Origin of the sequence: uncultured Granulicatella sp. (assembly GCF_938030755.1) — a bacterium.
Lineage (GTDB): Bacteria > Bacillota > Bacilli > Lactobacillales > Aerococcaceae > Granulicatella.
The window spans coordinates 1-15806 of the sequence record NZ_CALHIF010000046.1 but is presented as its reverse complement, the minus strand read 5'-3'; the positions used below and the strand labels follow the sequence as shown (position 1 = coordinate 15806).

Annotated in this window: 16 protein-coding genes and 1 riboswitch; of the genes, 8 read left to right on the top strand and 8 right to left on the bottom strand. The window is 39.9% G+C overall.

The window, feature by feature from the left end:
- The 3 genes from Q0594_RS04845 to lacD form a co-directional block, all read left to right on the top strand.
- Positions 1 to 1134 (top strand): SIS domain-containing protein (locus Q0594_RS04845; RefSeq protein WP_298730120.1); only part of this gene is annotated, 1134 nt, incomplete at its 5' end.
- A gap of 27 nt (positions 1135 to 1161) precedes the next feature.
- The gene (gene nagA / locus Q0594_RS04840; protein ID WP_298730119.1) at positions 1162 to 2316 is read left to right on the top strand and encodes an N-acetylglucosamine-6-phosphate deacetylase; all 1155 of its coding nucleotides are present in this window, start codon (positions 1162 to 1164) and stop codon (positions 2314 to 2316) included.
- 29 nt (positions 2317 to 2345) lie between these two features.
- Positions 2346 to 3350, top strand: a complete 1005-nt coding sequence (gene lacD, locus Q0594_RS04835) for a tagatose-bisphosphate aldolase (RefSeq protein WP_298730117.1) — start codon at positions 2346 to 2348, stop codon at positions 3348 to 3350.
- Between the two features lie 501 nt (positions 3351 to 3851).
- On the opposite strand, the gene Q0594_RS04830 is transcribed toward lacD, so the two are convergent.
- From Q0594_RS04830 to Q0594_RS04805, 6 genes are all read right to left on the bottom strand, one after another.
- Positions 3852 to 4169, bottom strand: a complete 318-nt coding sequence (locus Q0594_RS04830) for a heavy metal-binding domain-containing protein (protein WP_298730115.1) — start codon at positions 4167 to 4169, stop codon at positions 3852 to 3854.
- A gap of 99 nt (positions 4170 to 4268) precedes the next feature.
- Positions 4269 to 4466 carry a cation transporter gene (locus Q0594_RS04825; RefSeq protein ID WP_298730122.1) on the bottom strand — a complete coding sequence of 66 codons (198 nt, stop codon included), beginning with the start codon at positions 4464 to 4466 and terminating at the stop codon, positions 4269 to 4271.
- Positions 4467 to 4486: 20 nt separating this feature from the next.
- On the bottom strand, positions 4487 to 6730 hold the full coding sequence (locus tag Q0594_RS04820; RefSeq protein ID WP_298730113.1) for a heavy metal translocating P-type ATPase: 2244 nt from the start codon (positions 6728 to 6730) through the stop codon (positions 4487 to 4489).
- Positions 6731 to 6881: 151 nt separating this feature from the next.
- Positions 6882 to 7226, bottom strand: a complete 345-nt coding sequence (locus tag Q0594_RS04815) for a DUF2185 domain-containing protein (RefSeq protein WP_298730112.1) — start codon at positions 7224 to 7226, stop codon at positions 6882 to 6884.
- A gap of 54 nt (positions 7227 to 7280) precedes the next feature.
- Positions 7281 to 7460, bottom strand: coding sequence for a 2-hydroxymuconate tautomerase (locus Q0594_RS04810; RefSeq protein WP_298730111.1), 180 nt, complete (start codon positions 7458 to 7460; stop codon positions 7281 to 7283).
- A 339-nt stretch (positions 7461 to 7799) separates the two neighbouring features.
- On the bottom strand, positions 7800 to 8339 hold the full coding sequence (locus tag Q0594_RS04805; protein ID WP_298730110.1) for a folate family ECF transporter S component: 540 nt from the start codon (positions 8337 to 8339) through the stop codon (positions 7800 to 7802).
- A gap of 67 nt (positions 8340 to 8406) precedes the next feature.
- Positions 8407 to 8504: riboswitch (THF riboswitch) on the bottom strand.
- A gap of 253 nt (positions 8505 to 8757) precedes the next feature.
- On the opposite strand from Q0594_RS04805, the gene Q0594_RS04800 reads away from it, so the two are divergent.
- The gene (locus Q0594_RS04800; RefSeq protein WP_049555699.1) at positions 8758 to 9606 is read left to right on the top strand and encodes an AraC family transcriptional regulator; all 849 of its coding nucleotides are present in this window, start codon (positions 8758 to 8760) and stop codon (positions 9604 to 9606) included.
- A complete protein-coding gene (locus tag Q0594_RS04795; protein WP_298730109.1) occupies positions 9603 to 10166 on the top strand; it encodes a GNAT family N-acetyltransferase in 564 nt (187 codons plus the stop codon). Before Q0594_RS04800 ends, Q0594_RS04795 begins: the two co-directional genes overlap by 4 nt.
- Before the next feature lie 120 nt (positions 10167 to 10286).
- On the opposite strand, the gene Q0594_RS04790 is transcribed toward Q0594_RS04795, so the two are convergent.
- Entirely contained in the window at positions 10287 to 11906 is a 1620-nt protein-coding gene (locus Q0594_RS04790; RefSeq protein ID WP_298730108.1) for a peptide ABC transporter substrate-binding protein, read from the bottom strand.
- 227 nt (positions 11907 to 12133) lie between these two features.
- On the opposite strand from Q0594_RS04790, the gene Q0594_RS04785 reads away from it, so the two are divergent.
- Together Q0594_RS04785 and Q0594_RS04780 are read left to right on the top strand one after the other, a co-directional pair.
- Complete coding sequence (locus tag Q0594_RS04785) at positions 12134 to 13129, top strand: hypothetical protein (protein WP_298730107.1); 996 nt, start codon at positions 12134 to 12136, stop codon at positions 13127 to 13129.
- A 182-nt stretch (positions 13130 to 13311) separates the two neighbouring features.
- On the top strand, positions 13312 to 14313 hold the full coding sequence (locus Q0594_RS04780; protein WP_298730106.1) for a hypothetical protein: 1002 nt from the start codon (positions 13312 to 13314) through the stop codon (positions 14311 to 14313).
- A 65-nt stretch (positions 14314 to 14378) separates the two neighbouring features.
- On the opposite strand, the gene Q0594_RS04775 is transcribed toward Q0594_RS04780, so the two are convergent.
- The gene (locus Q0594_RS04775) at positions 14379 to 15179 is read right to left on the bottom strand and encodes a formate/nitrite transporter family protein (RefSeq protein WP_298730105.1); all 801 of its coding nucleotides are present in this window, start codon (positions 15177 to 15179) and stop codon (positions 14379 to 14381) included.
- Positions 15180 to 15329: 150 nt separating this feature from the next.
- Here Q0594_RS04775 and Q0594_RS04770 point away from each other — a divergent pair, with 150 nt between their 5' ends.
- The gene (locus Q0594_RS04770; protein WP_298730103.1) at positions 15330 to 15731 is read left to right on the top strand and encodes a DUF4430 domain-containing protein; all 402 of its coding nucleotides are present in this window, start codon (positions 15330 to 15332) and stop codon (positions 15729 to 15731) included.
- The last annotated feature ends 75 nt before the right edge of the window (positions 15732 to 15806 follow it).

The window sequence follows — 15806 nt, the reverse complement described above, 5'->3', positions numbered from 1 at the left end:
TTATCTGCAGAAATTACAACGCGCGAAATTCGCCAACAACCAGAATTGTGGAAAGAAGCTTTTGATTACTACAAAGCAAACTTAGAACGCATTACTGCTTTCTTAGACCGTTTACCAGAAGGAAAACTACGCGTGATTTTCGCAGGTGCGGGTACATCACAATATGTGGGAGATACAATTCTTCCTTACTTAAAACGTACAGGAAATGAAGACCGTTTTGATTTCCAATCAGTAGGAACGACAAACCTTGTAAGTAATCCACATGACTACTTCAAAGCAGAAATTCCTACAGTGCTTGTTTCATTTGCACGTAGCGGTAACTCACCAGAAAGTCTTGCAAGTGTACAACTTGGCCAACAAATCGTGCGCGACTTCTATCAAATCACAATCACTTGTGCACCAGAAGGAAAATTAGCCGTTGCTGCTAAAGACGATACAAACAACTTACTCTTAATGATGCCAGACCGCTCGAACGACGCTGGTTTTGCGATGACAGGAAGCTTCACATGTATGACTCTTACAGCGCTTCTTGTATTCGATGAAGCACATTCGCTTGAAGAAAAAGAAGGCTTCGTGAAAGCCATCCGTCAAATGGGGTCAAGCGTTCTAGAACGTGAAGACGTGATTCAACATTACGTGAACTTAGACTACAACCGTGTCATCTACTTAGGTTCTGGTTCTCTAAGCGGTCTTGCTCGCGAAGTTCAATTGAAGATTCTTGAATTGACTGCTGGACAAATCGCAACAGCATTCGATTCTTCAATGGGATTCCGTCACGGTCCTAAATCATTCGTAAACGGCTCTTCTCTAGCCTTCGTATTCGTATCGAATGACGACTATACGCGTCAATACGACATCGATATCTTAAACGAATTACACGGCGACCAAATTGCACGCCTTGTTCTAGCGGTTGGAGTGGATGCAGAAAGTGACTTTGAAGGTCTATCTTTCAGCTTCGATAAAGAATATCGTTTCGTTCCAGATGCTTATCTTGCACTTCCATATGCGGTATTTGGACAAACGGTTTCTCTACTTTCTTCTATCAAAGTTGGAAACAAACCGGACACTCCTTCACCAACAGGGACTGTGAACCGTGTCGTTAAAGGAGTAACGATTCACCCATTAGAAGCATAAATAACTTTATTGAAAAGAGATGATCCTATGACAACTTATATTTATGCCAAAGCATTTTATTTTGAAGACGAAGTGAAAGGTCCAGGGTACTTACCCATCTTAGACAATGGAACTTTCGGAGCCTTTCGAACCGAAACACCAGAAAGCAGCGCAACAATCATCGACTACGGCAACTATCAAATTGCCCCAGGTCTTGTGGATACACATATTCACGGATTCAAAGGCGCTGACGTCATGGATAACGACGTAGAAGCACTTCGTACCATTTCAGAAGGACTTCCTTCATGCGGAGTCACTTCTTACTTACCAACAACCTTAACTGCATCTCGCGAATTATTAGCGGATGTCTGCCAAACTGTCGGCGATAACGCCACATCGCTTGGCGGCGCTAAAATCAGAGGGATTTTCCTAGAAGGTCCATTCTTCTGTGAAAAATACAAAGGCGCGCAAAACCCTAAATACATGGGCGACCCTAAATCTGAAATCTTGGATGAATGGCAAGAACGCGCTGGCGGTTGGGTGAAGAAAATCGCGATTGCGCCTGAACGTGAAGGGGCCGTTGATTTCATCAAACACGCGAAAACAAAAGACATCTATGTCGCTCTTGCGCATACAGATGCCACTTACGAAGATTGTAAAAACGCCGTTGAAGCCGGTGCGAACATCTTCGTTCACACATACAACGGAATGCGCGGCTTACATCACCGCGAACCAGGCGTTGTCGGCGCGGCACTCACATTGCCAAACGTATTCGACGAACTCATCTGTGACGGTCACCACGTTCACCCAGTGAGCGCAAGTATCGTTATGAAATGTTGCGGTCACGACCATGTAGCTCTTATTACAGACTGTATGCGTGCGGGCGGTATGGGCGAATGCGAATCGATGCTTGGAGAATTCCCTGTAATCGTAAAAGACGGTACGGCTCGCTTGAAAGACGGCGGAAGCCTTGCTGGAAGTATCTTGGAACTCATCCAAGGGGTTCAAAACGTTGTGAAATGGGGCATTGCGACTCCACACGAAGCTATTACAATGGCTAGCCTTGTTCCCGCAAAATCAGTCGGTATCGACGACGTTTGCGGACGCATCGACCCAGGGTACGCAGCGGATTTCATCGTATTAGACGATGCGTTACAACTCAAAGCGACTTATTTAGACGGTAAGCCTTATTTCGAAGCTTAAATAATTAAAACAACTGAAGGAGTGTTATTATGTCAAAATTAGTATTAACAAAAGGAAAATATGATCACTTAGTAAAACTTTCAAACAAAAACCATGTCATCGGTGCTTTAGCGATTGACCAACGTGGTTCATTGAAAAAAATGATTGCTGCAGGAAACCCAAATGTAAAAGGTGACGAAGGCATCATCCGCTTCAAAGAATTAATCTCTGAAGAATTAACAAAATTCTCTTCTTCAATTCTTTTGGACCCAGAATATGGTCTTCCAGCTGCAAAATTACGCCACGAAGACTGCGGACTTTTAATCTCTTACGAAAAAACTGGTTACGATGCAACTGAAATCGGCCGTTTACCAGACTTACTTCCAATCTGGTCTGCAAAACGTATTAAAGAGTTAGACGCTGACGCTGTTAAAGTTCTTTTATACTACGATATTGATGAAGATCCAGCCATCAACGACATCAAACATGCATGGGTAGAACGTGTCGGTAGCGAATGTGTGGCAGAAGATATTCCATTCTTCTTAGAAATCGTTTCTTACGAAGCAAGTGACGACGATGTGAAATCAGCGGCATACGCTAAAGTAAAACCTCATAAAGTAAACGACGCAATGAAAATCTTCTCTGACCCACGTTACAACGTTGACGTATTAAAAGTGGAAGTTCCAGTAAACATGAACTTCGTAGAAGGCTTCACTAAAGAAGGCGTTGAACCTGTTTATACTCGTGAAGAAGCATTACGTTTATTCAAAGAACAATCTGAAATCACTCACTTACCATTCATCTTCTTAAGTGCTGGTGTTTCTGCTGAATTATTCCAAGAAACGCTACGCTTTGCGAAAGAAGCTGGTTCTACTTTCAATGGTGTGTTATGTGGTCGTGCAACATGGAAAGATTCTGTAGCTGTGTTTGCGACTGAAGGGGAAGAAGCTGGTCGTGCGTGGTTGGCAAACCAAGGACGTAAGAACATTGAGGACCTTAATGTTGTTCTAGATGAAACTGCAACTCCATGGTTAGATCGTGCAGAAGTAAAATAATAAATATTAAACACCTAGGATTTTCTCATACGAGTAGTAATGGCTGTACCAGTCTGAGCCAAGGTCTCAGACCTCTCGAGCCTCAAACAGACTCTAGGAAATTTCATTTCCTGAGTCTGTAATTCGCATCGAGTACACTCGCGACTACTACTCGTATAGAATCCTAGGTGTTTTTTTCGCAACGCTTTACTTTTTTTACTTCTACTAACCATAGATTGCGGAGAAAGGGTGATAGACGAAGCAAAGCACTTAGACGGGTGTAGATTCATCGAAACCACACTGGGTGTTGTTAGCAACGCTTTACTTTATTTACTTCTACTAACCATGGATTGTAGAGGAAGGGTGATAGACGAAGCAGACAACACTTATACGGTAGTAGGTTCTTCGAAACCACAACTAAGTATTTTCCGCAACGCTCTACTTCTGTGCTTCTAATAACCATGAGATGCAACAGAGACAACAAAAAAGAAAGCTAGGCAGATAGGCTAGCTTTCTTAATTTTTATAGTGCTTCAATAACGACTGCGGTTCCGCTACAGGTGACCATAATCATGCCATCCATATACTCATAGTCCATTTTCACGCCTACTACAGCATTTGCTCCGATTTTTACAGCTCTTTCTTCCATTTCTTGTAGAGCTTCTTCTCTGGCTTCTGAAAGTTCTCCTTCATAGGCTCTAGAACGGCCTCCAAAGAAATTTCTTAGTCCTGCTGCGATATCTTTTATAGCATCAACACCTGCTACCACTTCTCCAAAAACAATCCATTTATACTCAACAATTTGATACCCTTCGACCGTTTGCGTTGTAGTAATAATCATAGAAATTCCTCCTTTTGTTCTATCTTCATATTACTGCACCTGTGGTAAAAAATCTATAGGAGAATGGTCCGATATATCATTCAAGCGGTCTGAATTTTTTTACTTTTGAATGCTGTATTTTGTACCTTCAAGAGATGCTTGTAATGCGTCGACGCTTGCGTCTCCTTCGACTGTGGCTACTTTGTTTTCTAAGCTGACTTCAACGTTTGTCACGCCTGGGACGTTTGAGAAGCGTTCTTTCACTGTGTTGGCACAGCCTTCGCATTTAATTCCTTCTAAATTATATTCTTTTTTCATCATCAATCTCTCCTTTAAAGTTATGCTTTCCAGCGTTTTAATCTTAGGGCGTTGAGGACAACAGATACGGAACTGAAGCTCATTGCGGCTCCGGCAATCATTGGGTTGAGGAGCGGTCCGCCAACGAGGTGAAGAACTCCCATCGCAAATGGTATTCCGATTACGTTATAGGCAAATGCCCAAAATAGATTTTCTTTAATATTACGGATGGTTGCACGGCTAAGTTTTAACATCGCTGGTACATCCATCAAGTCGCTCTTCATTAAGACGGCGTCTGCAGATTCGATAGCTACGTCTGTTCCGGTACCGATTGCGATACCGACTTGCGCTTGTGCAAGAGCTGGGGCATCATTGATACCATCCCCCACCATCGCCACAATATAGCCTTCTTCTTGTAATTTTGACACATAATTCGCCTTATCTTGCGGTAAAACTTCACTAAATACGCGGTCAATCCCCACTTCAGCAGCAATCGCTTGTGCAGTTCGTTCGTGGTCCCCTGTCATCATAGCGACTTGAATGCCCATTTCATGTAGGGTTTGGATGGCACGCGCGCTACTTTCTTTAACAGTATCCGCTACAACAATTAAACCTTGTACGGCATCGTTATAGCCGATATAGAGCGGTGTTTTTCCTTGTTCGGCAAAATGATTGGCTTTGTCGTTCATCTCAACATTGGCAAGACCATTTTCACGCATCCATTTTTCGTTTCCAAGGAAGACGAGTGTTTCACCCACGTGGCCTTTAATCCCAAAACCAGGAATGGCTTCGAAGTTCGTCACTTCATCAAATGCAGCCCCTTGTTCTTTGGCTTTGGCAACAATCGCTTCGCCAAGAGGGTGTTCGGACGCTACTTCAAGGCTAGCAGCTAGGCGAATGAGGGCATCTGCATCGGTAGAATCTGCAGTGACCACATCTGTGACAACAGGAGTTCCGTTTGTGATCGTGCCTGTTTTGTCGAAAACAACCATATTTACGTGGTTGGCTTCTTCTAACGCTTCCCCGCTCTTCAAAAGAATTCCATTTTCGGCCCCTTTACCAGTCCCCACCATGATAGCAGTTGGTGTCGCAAGCCCTAATGCACATGGGCAGGCGATGACGAGGACTGAGATGGTAATCGTGAGGGCAAATACCCATGATTCTTGTCCAAGGAAATACCAAGCAAGTCCAGAAACAAGAGCCAAGACGATTACGATTGGAACGAATACTCCAGAAACCTTGTCGGCCAGTTTGGCAATCGGTGCTTTGGATCCTTGTGCTTGTTCGACTAACTGAATAATTTGAGAGAGAGCTGTGTCTTTCCCGATTTTTGTTGCTTTTAGAATGAAAGAACCTGTCTTGTTTAAACTTGCCCCAATCACTTCATCGCCAACTGATTTCGATACTGGAATACTTTCCCCTGTTAACATCGATTCATCAACGGTTGAGTTTCCTTCTGTCACGACGCCATCGACTGGAACTTTTTCACCTGGTTTGACACGAATGAGGTCGCCCACTTGCACTTCTTCTACAGGAACTTCTACTTCTTGTCCGTCTCGTAAAACCGTCGCCATTTTAGGAGCAAGGCCTACGAGCGTTTGAATCGCCATGGATGTTTTCCCTTTTGACACGTCTTCGAAGTATTTTCCAAGTGTGATTAAGGTTAAAATAACGCCGGCTGATTCGTAGTAAAGGTTCATCGCAAAATGCGCATGGCCTTCTAATACGTGGTACGTTCCGTAGAGACTATATAGGAACGCAGCGCTTGTTCCAAGTGCGACTAAGCTGTCCATGTTCGGATGTCCTTTAGACAAGGCCTTAAATCCATCCACGAAGAAACGACGTCCAATCCAGACAATTGGGAGAACAAGCGCCAATTGAATCAACGCGTAGCTAACTGGACTTTGCATTGGGCTTAGAAAGGCTGGCATTGGAATTCCAACCATATCGGCCATTGCGATAAAGAGAAGTGGCACGGTGAAAATCGCTGAAATGGTTAGGTTTCGCTTCATTTCTCTTAAGTGCGCTTCTTTCTTTTCGTTCTTTTCTTCGAGTTCTTCTTCCACTGATTTGCCACGAGGACGAGCGCTATATCCCACACCATCGACCACTTTGGCGATATCTTCAGTGGTCACGCTATCGTTTGCTTCAACAGTCATGATCTCAGTTGCCAAGTTGACGCTAGCTTTATCAACGCCTGGAATTTTGCTGACGGCATTCTCAATCGTCATGGCACATGAAGCACAACTCATTCCTTCAATAATGTACTCTTTTTGTTTGCTCATTACTTTCACCGCTTTCGTTTACATTTGTAATTTACATTGTTAGTTTACACTAGTGATTTACAAATGTCAACAAGAAAGTTTAAAAAAATTTTTTGCATAAAAAACTCAAGCCAACAGCGATTCTGCCAGCTTGAGTTTTGGGATAGTCTATTTAATTTGTTGAAGATAAAATTTCTTCTATCGTAGTTTCTCTCTCTTCGACTAAATCGTAAAAGCCAACATGAACACCCTCTTCATATAGCCAACATAAATCTGTCCCATACGGTGCTTCGAAAATCTCTAGCATCACTGGAGCGATTTTATAAATGGAATCAGCTCCTAGAATTTTGAAATTGGCTGCATCTGAAAGATACTCTTCATCATCTTCAATGGATAATAGAGTCCATCCATTCATCGGAGGTATTGAAGATTGATCACGAAAAGTATATCGAATTGGCTTCCCCTCAAGAATATTGTTCGAAATAATAAAACCACCAAAATCACTATTATTAATCATTGTACTCCTCCATTCAATTAGGAATTAACAACATTGATGCAAAAATGAAGTTGGTTAACCTCTTAGTTTGCCGTTTTGGCCAAGGTTTTCGGCTTTAATTTCTTGAATAATGATATGAATGTGTTCTGTTGGAGCGCCAGAATGTTTAGAGACCACTTCTGTCACTTCTTTGACAAGGGCTTCTTTTTGTTCACGGCTTCTTCCTTCGATCATTTCAACATGAATAAATGGCATGGTTGTGCCTCCCTTCGCTTTGAACTAATTCAGATAGTTGCTCTTTGGTTCTATTCTACTCCTAAATGGGAGGGGGTGCTAGCAAGAGCCTTACACCCTGTGTAGTTGAGCTCGGGCTCACAGGACTGACGTCCACTTCCCGTAGTATCCGCACGACTTGTACCAAGTCCCTTGCGTTACTCCGGTCCAGTGATTCAGTCCTGAGCGTTCGCCCTCATATCCTGTTTTAGTCGGGTTCGGCTTCGCAGAAATGGCGTGCGTTTCCCCAAACGTACGCACGACTCGTTCCGAGCCCTTTGCGTCGTTCGGGTCCAACGTTCCATTTCTGGGCGCGAAGCCTCACACCCTGTATTTTTCTATTAAGGTTTTCATGGTTTGGTTAGAAAACAGCACGGTGAGGATGGCGGTATTCAATGGGAGCGAGATCATATTTTTCAGGATTCGCAGTGGCATGAAGACGGAGAAGGCTTTTCCTGTCATCATATACACCCATAGTGAATTCAATCCGAGGTTACAGACAATTGTGACGAGTAATACTGCAATCAAGATTTGTTCCCATCTGAGTGGTTTCTTATATAAGAAGTATCCGTAGATGAGTCCTCCGACAAGTGCTGTCAGTGTATAGCCGATAAAGAACTGTCCACTCTCTCCGCGGAAGAAGTTCCCGAGGATATCGACTAAGATTCCCACAAGCGCTGCACGCCACGGTCCAAGCATGACCCCTGCAATGGCAGCTCCGATGAATCCGAAGCCAAGTTGTACGTAAACTCCGAATTTTATTGCTGGCAACATTTCCATCACAAGACGAATGGCCAAGATTAGCGCCATCACTGTAATATCAAGTATTTGTTTTCTATTATATTTCTTTGTATTTTCCATATTAGCATCTCCTTTAATTGTAAAGAGTTGCTCCATTTAACTTCTTCTATTTCTAGTGTTGTTTAAATGCAGCGAATGCGACTAAATTACCGCAATGTTTCCATTTTCGTCCCAGTGGCAACATTCCATCCTCCGGGCACTTAACGCAATAAAGTCTACTCTGATTTTTTAGGTTCTAGAAAATTTAGTTCCTACTTTCCATGAATCTCCTTTCTTACTCTTGGTAAGGATACCTTCTTCGTGTCCCAGCGTCAAGTCCTCTCTATTTTTAGGGCTTGTAAAATCGATGTTCATCGTCTTTTGAACGCTTTTGACTGAAAAAATATTTTCTAAAAAGATAAAATCCGAAAATATTGTTGATACCGTTTTCTACAATCTGTATAATTAGATAGTAAGATTGCCAAAGAAAGGATGCAACATGAGTAACGAACGTTTTTTAATGATAGAGTCTGATATTAAGAATTTATCCTTCCGATTAGAGTCTATTACCAAATCCAAATACGATAGCGACTGGCATAGTACGCTACACACTCATCCCTTTACTGAACTTTTCTATGTTATTGATGGTAAGGGCGAATTTATTATTCAACACCAACGTTTTCCGGTTAAAGCCAATGATTTTGTCATTATTAATCCTCAGGTAGAACACACTGAAGTTTCTTCACCAGATTCTCCTCTAGAATACATTGTGGTGGGAATCCAAGGTCTTTCCTTCTCGAATTTAACACCTGTGGATCAAGGTGGACATCCTTTTTCGTTCTTTAATTTACGAGATGAGCAAAAGGACATTTTACGCTACTTAAACGCGATGGTGCAAGAAGCCACCAACCAAGCACTCAGTTATGATTTAGTTTGTCATAATCTGTTAGAAATCTTATTGATTAAGATTTTAAGACACCAGCATTTTGATTTGGAAGTCGGTGCTCATAGTAAAACGACAAAAGATATTGCTTTTATCAAACATTATTTGAAGACTTACTACCGAGAAAGCATTCAGCTAGAAGCCTTAGCGTCAATGACCCACTTAAGCCGCTTCTATATTTCCCACAGTTTTAAAAAAGAAGTTGGGATGTCTCCAATGGAATACTTAATGACCATTCGTATCAAAGAAAGTAAAATTCTACTGCGGACAACGAATTATTCTATTTCTCAAGTGGCTGACATCGTTGGATTTACAACACCAACTTACTTTTCAAAACAATTTAGAAAAATAACGGGAATTTCCCCAACGGATTACCGCGAGAAATATCAAAAGGAGTCCCAATGATACGAAAACCAAAGCGCGATGAACGCCGTCAAATCATCCCGCTCATCGAATTAATTATGCAAGATATGGAACTGCCAATTCTGGAACATACAAGCCCAGAAATGCTCTATGCGATGCTAGAAGAAGCCATGCTCGACAATCAGTTTCGCTACGGTCTTAGCCAAACCCTGGTCTATATCCATGAGGGAAAAGTGGCTGGGGCAATTTTTGGCTATCACGGGCACTTAGAAGACACGATTGATGATCCATTCCACCAATTATACGAGGCTTACAACATTGAGCATCAAATCCCGCTCTACGAGGATAAGGAGACGATGCCCGGAGAATGGTACATTGATATCTTAGCAGTCTATCCCGAATATCGTCGCCATGGGATTGGTCGTAAATTATTGGTAGAAGTAGAAAACTTAGCGCGCCAGCAAGGGGCCACAAAAATCGCCCTCAACTGCGAAAAGGATAATACAAAAGCCTACAAATTATATGAAAAACTGGGCTACACCCCAGAAAGCGAACGTGTCTTAAGCGGTCATCCGTATTATCATATGACAAAAACATTATAAAAAGTCCCTCTTCGGACGAAATCGTTCAAAGAGCGATTTTATAAAATGTAACATAACTGTTACATTTTGCTTTTTCAAAACGAAAAGAGACTCGAAAATTCGAGTCTCTTATTTTTTTGATTATTTTACAGAAGCTTGTCGTAGGTTGATTGTACGTCCAAATGGAAGAACTTCAAATCCATCTACGTTTTCAGCAAGTAAATAGCTTTGGCTTGCTTGATAGATTGGCGCCACAATCGCATCATCCATGATGATTTTTTCTGCAGCAATCATTTGTTTATAACGTTCAGCTGGTTGTGTTGCATATTTTGTTTTCACTGCATTCACAGCTTCGTCATAAGTAGAGCTTGAATAGTTTGCGAAGTTAATACCTCCGCCTGTAACGTATTGCTCTAAGAAGTTCACTGGATCTTGGTAATCTGGTGCCCAAGTTCCAAAGAAAATATCAAAATCATCCGCTCTTTGTAATTCTAAACGGTTTTTCAATGGTACAGATTTGATGTTGAATTTCACACCTGGTAAATTCTTTTGAATTTGTGCTTGTAAGTATTCACCGACTACTTTTGCACTACCGGCATCAGAAGTTAGTAGAGTTACTTCAATAGTGTCCATGCCTAGCTCTTGTTTTGCTAACGCTAGTTCTTTTTGAGCTTCTTCTACATTATAGCTGAGTAAGTCGCCACGATCTTCTACATAGTCTTTTCCACTTTCTGGATTTTCACCAAATCCTTTTGGAACTAATCCATTTGAAACAATGGAACCATCTTTCATGACATTATTCACTAAAGAGGCTTTATCATATGCCATCGCAATTGCTCGACGGAAATGTTTATTTCCTGTCACTTTACGTTCTACGTTGAAACTCATATACCCCATTGTTGCTTTTGGAATTGCATGGTAGGTTGGTTGCCCTTTATATTGATCCACGAATTGTTCGCTGATGGTTGTGTATTGTACTTGTTTTCCTTCAAATAATTGAACAGAAGTTGCGACTTCTTTTGACACATTCACTGTGACGTTTTGTAATGCAACGTTTGAAGCATCCCAGTACCCTTCATTTTTAACAAGTTTCCAAGAAAGTTCAGAACCTGTCCAGCCTTCTAATTTAAAAGGTCCATTCGTTACAATGGAGTCAGCAGTAGATCCATACCCTTCTCCTTTTTCAGTTGCCACTTTTTCAGATTGTGGTAAGAAACGAGAACCTGTTAATAATTTTGGTAAATATGGTGCAGGATTTTCAAGGGTGATTTCTAGTGTTTTATCATCGATTGCTTTAACACCTAGTTCTTCAACGCCTAATTCTCCCGTACGAATCTTTTTAGCGTTTTTGAACACATCCGCTGATTGAGCCACATGTCCTTCTTTTGGATTCACTAATTTACGATACGTATATACAAAATCACCGGCTGTTACTGGAGTGCCATCAGACCATTTAGCGTCACGTAGTTTAAATGTATAAACAAGACCATCCGAGCTCACAGTTGGTTCTTCTGCAGCCATCCCTAATTCAACTTTATTGTCTTTTGCGACACGGTATAACCCTTCAAAAATTTGTCCTAACATATCAGAACTTGGCACATCATCATAGTCAGCACTATCCAATGTTGCTAATTCTCCAAATGTTGTAATCGTTAAACTTTGTTGATTATTTGCTGTCGTCGAAGTTGAATTGCCACCACATGCAGCCAAACCTAACGAAATTAACAGTGTTGTCATTAATAATTTGGTTGATTTTTTCATAACAATTCTCCTTTATTGGTAAAATACATCGCATTTCACGATAGCTACATGATAGCATGGAAAAGAGAAAGCAAAAAATTTTCTGCTCATATTAAAAACATCTCTAACTCTCATTCGTAGAACCAAACCCCTCCCTTTATGAAGCTATATTCGTTCTTGCATTTCCTAAAAATCTAGTTTATGATAGGTGTATTATAAACATATTATTTAAGAAGGGGACTTTATTTATGAAAGAAAATCGCAATCACGGATTTAAGCTGCGTCTTATTTTCGGAATCATTTTAATCGCCCTAGCTGGTGTTGTCTTATTCAGTTTAAATAAATCTACTCCAGAAGACTTAGAAAAAGCAGGAAAAGTGTTTGATGTCGCTCGAAGGGAAGACGGAGATACACAAGTGGTTAAGGTCACTCAAATTTCTAGTAATCCTGTGGCTACGGTCGATAGTGGAAAATCAAAACTGTATATTATTGAATATTTAAAAGAAGATAATACGTATGGAATCATCGGTCTTGAAGTTCCTGCTGATTCAAAATTAGCTTCTGATTTAATTTCAAAAAATGATACTTTGCCAGACAATCCAGAATTAGTTAAAGTCACTGTCATCGATTCTTTCCGTAATAAAAAAGCCATTGTAGACTACGACTCTAAATTTACAAAAGTTTTGAATGATAATAATCTATTATCTGGTAAATCAGAAACAACTTACTATCTATCTACATCTGAATCATCTTCTTCAGCTCAAGGTGGCATGTATGTAGCAATTGGGCTTTCTGCAGCTGGACTTCTTTTCGTTGGATTAGCTTTCCTAAAACGTAAGAAAGTAAATGCAGCTTACGATGAATTATATGCAGCTTACCCAGAACTAAATGGTAACTTAGACTTAATGTTACAAAACGCAACTTATGCCGATGACAAAACAAGAGTGTATATTTATAAAAATCACTTCTTTACAACGCTTAGCGGGTTAGAAGTCTATGATTTAACTCAAGCAAATCGTATTTATCATTATCAAATCAACCATAAACGTTATGGGATCACAACAAACCGCGATTCATATATCGTATTTTTGACGGATAATACAAGTTATAGAAAGAAAAAAACAAAAATTCAAATTACAAATATCGGTGAAGAAACCGATAACTTCTTACAACCTTTCTTCTTTGCAGCTCACCAAGAGTTCCCTAACTTAGAAGTTGGTTATGAAAAAAATAGACCATTTTAATATGGCCTAAAAAGACTCGCAAATGGATAAATCCCCTCTTTACTGGACAACCCAGTAAAGGAGGGATTTTTTGTCCAATACTCTTCCATTTCAGTAGGTGAAACTTCAAACAAACCTTTGCACTTCAAACTATCTTATGATATATTATGTCTGTTATACATACCTATAAAAGGAGAATTATTATGACTGAAAAACGTAATACTCGTGGAATTATTTCACTAATTGTTATGGGAGTTGTCTCATTTCTTATCGCTATTGGACTTATGGGCTTCTTCTATTTCTTCCAAACTGCAGAGAATTTGTATAAACAAGGAAATATCTTCGGTGTAAGTCCTATGAAAGACAATGCAACTACTTCTGTTAAAGTTACTGGATTTTTATCGGAGCCTATTGGGAATATAGATGGAGGGACTCAATTATATTTAATCGAGTTTACTCGTAAAGATAACGAAGATTATGGTTATACCAGCCTTGAAGTAAAAGAAGGCGATAAACTGATTGACGAACTCAAAGCTAAACAGGATACCTTAGCCGATAACCCAGTTTATGTTCTGGCTAAAGTCCGTAAATCGGATGGAGAGGGTGCGGTTATAAACTACACTAGAGAGTTCAAAGAAACGATTAAAGACAATAGAGCTATTTCTCAGTTAGCTGAAACTGAATATTATGTTTCTGCTTATGAAGCGAATACCGATCGTCTTTATGCTTCGGTTGGAGCAGGTCTCGCTGTAATATTCGGCCTCGTATTCTTCTACTCAGCCTACGCCACTCGTAGAGGAGAAGATAAAGCTTATGCTGAACTTTATACAGCTTATCCAGAATTGAATTATTCAATGGATACGGTATTAGAAAATGCGACTTATGTAGATAACCAATTAGGCGTTATATTATACAAAAATCACCTTATTTCTACATTCAAAAACTTCCAAGTATATGACTTAACAAAAGCTGACCGCATTTACCATTATATCTACACACAAAAATCATATGGTATGACGGTAAGTCGTACTTCACAACTAATCATTTTAACCTCAGACAAATCTTATCGCAGAAAGAAAACTACTCTTCTCATTAAGAATGTGGGCGAAGACACCGATGACTTACTACAACCATTCTTCTATGCAGTAAACCAAGAATTCCCAGAGGTTCAATTAGGATTTGAAAACAAAAAGAGACCTTTCTAATTAAAAGGTCTACTGGTTCAAAAAAAGACTCGCAAAAAATGCGAGTCTTTTTTGTATGATTTCAATTAATCTACATAAGGTGTTTTTGTACGGTTTAAGAAGGCATAAGCTAACCCAATTAAGATTCCTCCACCAATCCAGTTTCCAACAAATGATACTGCCCAATGACGAATAATATTGAGCCAATTTAAAGCATCAATTGAGTTTCCAACTGGTGAGAATTTTACGATAGAGAACGACGCAAAATTCGCTACTACGTGTTCATTTACTAAGTAAACAAACATGAAAATTGCTGAGATAACAATCCATAATTTAGCTTCTTCACTCTTGATTAAGATAAATGAAAGAATCGCTACGTTAACGAAGACATTTGCTAAAATACCTTCTAATAAAATCAGTTCGTTTGAACGAGACAATTTCAATTCCGCAACTTTTGCGATGAACTCATTGACATTGATTCCGTTAAATGCTGAACTATTCGCGAATAAGGCTCCTATAAACATGGCTCCAATTAAATTAAATAAAGTACAATAGAATAAAATAGCAATTGCTTTAGACCATTTAATATGTTTTTGATACGCTCCAGCTGTTAAGAACATCATGTTCGAAGTAGCTAACTCTCCGTTTAAAAATACAACATAAACCAATCCCCAAGTGAAGATAAATGCAAAAGTAAATCTACTTAACGCAGGATTTAATCCAGCTATAATTTGTGCTGCATGGGCTCCTGCGGCGGTACTCATCGTTAAAAATGCACCTGCAAACATTGAACGTAGTGCATAGCGCATTTTACTTTCATCAAAAAGCGCTTGTTTTTTTTGACATGCTTTTTCAAGTTTTGTATTGAACTCACTCGTGTGTTCCATAACATTCCTCCTAAAAATTAATTACACTTCAGTATACCATTTTTTTCACAAATGCAAAGTCTTTTCTATTGTTTTTGGCAAAAATCCTTTACAAGTTTTATGAAGATTGTTAGAATGAGGGCTGATTAAAACAGCATAAAGGAGATTCTTATGAAAAAGATTATTGGAATTTTAACAGCAGCTTTATTATTAACCGCGTGTGGACAAGCCCCTGTAAATACGAACGCAACAACGACAAGTGTTGAAACGACTACAGCTGTCCAAACTACTAGTGTGACGCTCAATATTACAAAAGATGGACAATCGATTGAAGGCAGTCCGTTTACTCTCACTTTTAAAGAGGGAGATAATCTCTTAGATGTCATGAAAGCACAATTAAAAATCGTCGAAAAAGACGGATTTATCTCTTCTATTAACGGAGTTGAACAAGTTCCATCTGAACAAAAATACTGGTTATTTGATGTAAATGGACAAATGAGTCCTGTTGGTGCGAAAGAAGTCATCCTCAAAGCTGGAGATGTCATCGACTGGAAATTAAATAAACTTCAATAATCTATGAAAATCTCTACTCAAAAAATCGCATTTATCGCAATGATGTCGGCATTTTGCGTGATTGGTAGACTTGGG